This window comes from Arthrobacter sp. SPT-J7 (assembly GCF_059089965.1).
This window is the reverse complement of sequence record NZ_JBNHFF010000583.1, coordinates 1-409: the sequence shown is the minus strand read 5'-3', so window position 1 is coordinate 409 and position 409 is coordinate 1. Positions and strand designations below refer to the sequence as shown.

Genomic DNA, 409 nt, shown 5'->3' with positions numbered 1-409 from the left:
GTTGCCGTCCCCCTCCGGGCCACCCGGCGGATCGAATGGGAAAACCCAGGACGGGCCGGGATCGTCCCACCCGGCAGACGCCATCCGCATCGCTGGTTCAATGCTGGCGACGGGGAGCAGCATATTGGACTGCGGGGATACTTGCTTGGCGGTGCCTGCCGGTACGGCACCCTCGTCATACTGGACCGCACCGTACGCTTGGCGGTCGGGCCACCATACTCCGGCGAGCCCGGCCAAGAGAGCTGCAGCTGCTGCCAGGGCAAGGGTGCGCACGGGCAAATACGCGCCAGGTCGTCTACTGCCATTCGATCCGTCGTCGCTGTGCTGGGAAATCATGCTCACGTCACCTCAAGTCTCGGCGCGGGTTGATCTGCCCCCCAGCGGACAGCACTGCGTCAGATAAGAGTAA

Annotated in this window: 1 pseudogene; it reads right to left on the bottom strand. The window is 65.0% G+C overall.

Annotated features, from left to right (window positions below):
* Positions 1-273 (bottom strand): annotated as a pseudogene (locus AC5RWX_RS34380) (hypothetical protein); the annotation flags it as partial.
* Positions 274-409 lie beyond the last annotated feature (136 nt).